Annotated in this window: 3 protein-coding genes; all 3 read right to left on the bottom strand. The window is 73.2% G+C overall.

Features of this window, described 5'->3' with window-relative positions:
- Positions 1 to 812: bifunctional MaoC family dehydratase N-terminal/OB-fold nucleic acid binding domain-containing protein (locus tag B4M60_RS09050; protein ID WP_291082533.1), on the bottom strand; the 812-nt coding region annotated here is incomplete at its 3' end.
- A 41-nt stretch (positions 813 to 853) separates the two neighbouring features.
- Complete coding sequence (locus tag B4M60_RS09045) at positions 854 to 3,199, bottom strand: acyl-CoA dehydrogenase (RefSeq protein WP_291082530.1); 2,346 nt, start codon at positions 3,197 to 3,199, stop codon at positions 854 to 856.
- 55 nt (positions 3,200 to 3,254) lie between these two features.
- Positions 3,255 to 5,426: an acyl-CoA dehydrogenase gene (locus tag B4M60_RS09040; RefSeq protein WP_291082527.1), complete on the bottom strand. Its 2,172-nt coding sequence runs from the start codon at positions 5,424 to 5,426 to the stop codon at positions 3,255 to 3,257.
- Between the last annotated feature and the right edge of the window lie 178 nt (positions 5,427 to 5,604).

Raw genomic sequence — 5,604 nt, 5'->3', positions numbered from 1 at the left:
GTGCGGCCCGGCACGCGCGGGGCGTGGTGGGTGACGAAGCTGAACACCGTGCCGCGCCCCGAGGAGACCACGAAGTCGGTCTGCTCGGACTTGTCCTTCCACAGCGCCGGGACCGGCGGGTGCTGGAGCGAGCCGTCCTCGCGCGTCTGGATGCGCAGCTCGTGGGCGCGCACGCCCTCCCAGAAGAACGCGGTGTCCTGGGAGACCGACGGGCGCAGGACCTTGCCGGGGACCAGGTCGTCGGTGGGCGAGCCGGAGCTCGAGACGATGGCGGCGGTGGCCTCGGCCTTCGTGGCGGCGGGGCGGAACTTGAGGATCCGGAAGTCCATCTCGGCCACCACCTCGTCGCCGACCCGCCAGTAGTTGCGGGTGGTGAAGAACCAGCCCTCGCCCAGGCCGGTGGTCTTGGGGCCCACCACGTCGGTGAGCACCGACTGGATGGTGACCTCCTCGCCCGGCCGCGTGTACCGGTGGTAGGTCGAGTCGCAGTTCGTGGCCACGACGGAGGTGAAGCCCTCGGCGTCGAGGAGATCGGTCATGTTGCCGAGCGGGTCGTCCGCCTCGCGGGTCCTGCCGAGCCCGCGCATGGTCCACACCTGCGCCATCGCGGGCGGCGCGACCAGCCCGCCGTGCCCGGCCTCCACGGCCGCCTCCTCGGACTCGTAGATCGGGTTCCGGTCCCCGATCGCCTCGGTCCAGTTGCGGATCATGGGCGTGTTGACGGGATCGCGGCCCGCGCGGCGGGCGCTGCCGCCGGCGGCCCGGATCTCCTCGGCCGCGGCGAGGATGCGGCCGGCCTGCTCGTCACTCATGGGTGCCTTCTCGTGGGTTCGTGGGCGTGGGCGGGGGCGGTCTAGCGGGCGGTGCGGGGCATGCCGAGGCCGCCCATGCAGACCAGCTCGCGCATGACCTCGTTGACGCCGCCGCCGAAGGTGATCACGACGTTGCGCTTGTTCATCATGTCGAACCAGCGCTGCAGCGCGGCCGTGTCGGGATCGGTGGGGTCGCCGAAGCGCCCGAGGAGCTCCTCGACGATCCGGCCCACGTGCTGGATCTTCTCGGTGGAGAACACCTTGGACGCCGCCGAGTCGCCCATCGACGGGTTCTCCCCCGCCGAGGAGACCTGCCAGTTGAGCAGCTCGTTGAGGCGGACCACGGCGGAGATCTCGGCCAGCCCGCGCCGCACCTCGGGGCGGTCCAGGTGCCGGACCCCGTCGGCGCCGGTGCCGCGGGCCCAGTCGGCCAGCTGGTCGTAGTACCCGCCCGGCCGCCCGGCCGGGGCCAGCATGACCCGCTCGTGGTTGAGCTGGGTGGTGAGCATCTTCCAGCCGCCGTCGACCTCGCCCACCACCATGTCCGCGGGCACGCGCACATCCTGGTAGTAGGTGGCGTTGACGTGGTGCGCGCCGTCGCACGTGATGATCGGGGTGAAGGAGAACCCGGGGTCGGTGGTGTCCACGATGAAGATCGTCAGCCCGCGGTGCCGCGAATCCGGCGTGCCCGTGCGCGCGGCCAGCCAGATGTAGTCGGCGTGGTGACCGCCGGTGGTCCACATCTTCTGGCCGTTGATGATCCAGTCGCCGGTCGCCTCGTCCCGCCGGGCGGTGGTGCGCAGCGCGGCGAGGTCGGTGCCCGCGTCCGGCTCGGAGTAGCCGATCGCGAAGTGCAGGGAGCCCTCGAGGATGCCGGGGAGGAACCTCTCCTTCTGCACCTCGGAGCCGTACTTCTGCAGGGTCGGCCCCACGGTCTGCAGCGTCACCGAGGGCAGCGGCACGTCGGCTCGGGTGGCCTCGTTGGTGAAGAGCAGCTGCTCGATGTGGCCGAAGCCCTTGCCGCCGAACTCGGTGGGCCAGCCCACGCCCAGCCAGCCGTCGCGGCCCATCCGCCTGATGATCTCCGCGTAGGTGTCGCCGTGGCGGGTGGTGGCGATGTCCGCCGCCTCCTCGGGCGAGATGAGCGTGGAGAAGTACTCGCGCAGCTCGGCCTGCAGCGCCCGCTGGTCGGGGGTGAGGTCGATGAACGTGCCGTCCCCCTGCGCGCCGGCGTCCCCGGCGGGGCTCCCCACGTGGTCGACCGGATCGGCCGCGACCGCGGCGGCCAGCTCCTCCAGGTGGAGCTGGGGGCCTCCCACGAAGCGGGCGAGGTCCTTGACCGCCGAGGAGTACCGGAACATGGGGTACGTGATGTCCACGCCGACGCCGCCGTGGAGGTGGTGCAGGATCTGCACCGCGCGCGGACCCTCGGCGGCCAGCCAGTAGGCCCCGATCGTGGGGTCGGTGGCGTAGCGGTCGGACGGGCCGGTCAGCCCCTCCGCCACGCGCCAGGACACCGACTGCGCGATCCCGTGCAGCGTGCGCGAGACGATGTAGACGTCGGCCAGCTCCTGCTGGACCGCCTGGAACGCCCCGAGCGGCCTGCCGAACTGGACCCGCCCCCTGAGGTACTCGGCCGTCATGTCCAGCGCGCCGGAGACCAGGCCGTCGCCGTGGGCGATGCAGGCGGACAGGACGAGGCGTCGGAAGACCTCGAGGACGGACTCGTCCCCCGTGCCGCGGAGGACCTCGTCGTCGTCGACCGGCGTGGCCTCGAACCGCATCGCGTACTCGGGCACGCCGAGGGACCCGAGGGTCGGCGTCAGGGTGACGCCCGGGGCATCGGGGGCCACGACGACGAGGACGGCACCCTCGGGCGTGGACGCCGGCACGAGGACCGACCGTGCCTGGGCCGCGTAGCGGACCGCGGTGACGGTCCCGGTGATGGTCCCGCCGTCCAGCCGCACGGAGGGCGCGAGCGGCAGCGGGTTGCCCGGCTCGGCCACGGCGGCGGTGAGGATGCGGCCGTCCTCGATGCCCTCGAGCAGCGCCCGCTGCTGGTCGGCGGTGCCGAGGGCCACGATCGGCAGGACGCCCAGGCCCAGGGTCTCCAGCGCCGGGATCACCACCCCGGCCCGGCCGACCTCCTCCAGGACCACGGCGATGTCCGCCGCGGTGAGGCCGTCCCCGCCGAGCGCCTCGGGCAGGCCCAGGGAGAGCAGGCCCGACCCGGCGAACGCCGACCACAGGCGCTCGTCGTAGCCGGCGTCGTCGACGCTGCGGCTGGGCAGCGCGGTGAGCAGCTCCTCCGCCGGGGCGGCGGTGGAGAGTGCGCCGGCGACCGCCTCGGCGACGGCGGCCTGGGTCTCGGTACGGGTGAAGTCCACGGGGGATCAGTCCTGTTCGGGTCGGTGGGGGCGGGCCGGGTCGGGTCGGGGCGGCTCAGTCGCGGGGCAGGCCGAGGATGCGCTCGCCCACCACGTTGAGCAGCACCTGCTCGGTGCCGCCGGCGATCGACAGGCAGCGGACCATGAGGAACTTGCGGCCCTGCTCGGTGAACTCGACCCCGGCCGTGCCGGTGAGCTCGAGGCCGAACTCGGCGATGTCCTGGCGGTGGCGCACGCCCACGATCTTGCGGACGGACGACTCGGCGCCCGGGCCGGCGCCGGCGAGGGTGCGCAGGGCGGTCCGCAGGTCGAGGAGGCTGCCCACCACGCCGTCGGCGATGTGCTTGCCCAGCTCGTCCAGGACCACGGCGTCGCCCGAGACCCCGGCCGCCTCGATGAGCCCGATGATCTCCTCGGCGGCGTCGCCGAGCGAGGAGCCGCCGCCCATGGCCACGCGCTCGTTGGCCAGCGTGGTGCGGGCGATCTTCCAGCCGTCGTTGACGGTGCCCACCTGGAACTCGTCGGGGACGAACAGGTCCTCGAGGAAGACCTCGTTGAACAGGGCCTCGCCCGTGATCTCGCGCAGCGGCGAGGTGCGGATCCCCTCGGAGCGCATGTCCACCAGGAAGTAGGTGATGCCCTTGTGCTTGGGGGCGCCGGGGTCGGTCCGGGCCAGGCACATGGCCCAGTCGGCCTCGCGGGCCAGCGAGGTCCACACCTTCTGGCCGTTGAGCTTCCAGCCGCCCTCGACCTTCTCCGCCGTGGTGCGCAGCGCCGCGAGGTCGGAGCCCGCGCCGGGCTCGGAGAATAGCTGGCACCATTTGACCGTCCCGGCCATGGTGTCGCGGACGAGCCTGTCCGCGTGCTCGGGTGCGGCCTGGAGGATGGTCGGGACGGCCCAGCCGCCGATGGTGATGTCGTGGCGCGCGACGCCCGCCGCCTCGAGCTCCTCGTCGATCATCAGCTGCTCGGCCGGCGAGGCGCCCAGGCCCCACGGCTCGGGCAGGTGCGGCATGAACAGGCCGGTGTCGGCCAGGGCACGCTTGCGCTCGTCGCCGTCGACGGCCGCGACACGGGCCACCAGCGCGCGGATCTCCTCGCGCCTGGCGTCGATCCCGTCGATCACCGACAGGTCGATGTCCAGGTGGCGGCGCCTGCCGGCCAGCGTGAGCTCGGCCAGGGAGCGGCGCCAGCGGGCGGCACCGCCGATCGCCTGCCTCAGCGCGCCCGCCCGGCGCAGGTAGAAGTGGGCGTCGTGCTCGAAGGTGAAGCCGATGCCGCCGAGGATCTGGATGCAGTCCTGGGAGTTGCGCACGGCGTTGTCGAAGGCCAGCGCCCCGGCGACCGCCGCCGCGACGGGTAGCTCGGAGTCGGCGGCGCCGAGGTCCTCGGCGGCGACGGCGGCGTCCCAGGCCAGGGCCCGGACCTGCTCGGTGCGGCAGAGCATGTCGGCCGCAAGGTGCTTGATGGACTGGAACGAGCCGATGGTGCGGCCGAACTGCTCGCGGATCTTGGCGTACTCGACCGCCGTGGTGAGGGTGTACTCGGCGACGCCGGCGGCCTCGGCGGCCGCGAGGGTCGCGAACAGCTGGTGGACGTGGTCGGTGGTGATCCCCTCGAGGACGCGGCTCTCCGGGATGGCCACGTTCGCCAGGCTCACGCGGGCGACCGAGGCCGAGATGTCGTACGGCGTGGACGGCGTCAGGGTGACCCCCTCCGTGCCGGCCTCGAGCAGGGCCCAGCGGGTGTCGCCGCCGACCTCGACCGGAAGCAGGAGGCCGCCGCCGACCGTTCCGCCGTAGGCGAGGCCCGGGTCGCCGGTCACCGCGCCCGAGCCGTCGAGCGTGGTGGAGCCGAAGCCCAGGCACACGCCCACCGGCAGGCCGCCCTCGGCGAGGGTCTCGCCCAGCGCCGCGGCGACCGCGCCGCCCGCGCGGGAGACCAGGACGCCGGCGAGCGCGGTGGACATGATCGGGCCCGGGGCCATCCGGGCGGCGGCCGCCTCGAGCATGCAGGCCAGGTCGACGACCTCCGCGCCCGCGCCGCCGTGCTCCTCGGCCACGGCGACGCCGAAGAGCCCGAGCTCGGCAAGCTGCGGCCAGAGCGCCTTCCACGCGTCCGGGTCGGATTCCTGGGCGCGTACTGTCGACACCGGATCTGCGGCTTTCGCCCATGCCTTGATCGAGCTCTGGATCTCGGCCTGATCCGGGGTGGTGGCGATGCTCACGGTGACTCCTCGGCGGGACGTGGGGTGTGCCGGCGGGGCCATCGGGCCCGCACTCGCCCCCATAATAGAACGTGTTCTAGGAAACGTGTTCTAGAATGCATGAGTGGGGCACGAACGAACGAATCCGGGCCCCCGACCCGGACTCCCCACCGCCGGCCCAGCCCGAGTCACCAGCCCA

It is taken from the genome of Dietzia sp. UBA5065 (genome assembly GCA_002415925.1).
Taxonomy (GTDB): Bacteria; Actinomycetota; Actinomycetes; order Mycobacteriales; family Mycobacteriaceae; genus Dietzia.
This window is presented reverse-complemented; position numbering and strand designations above follow the sequence as displayed.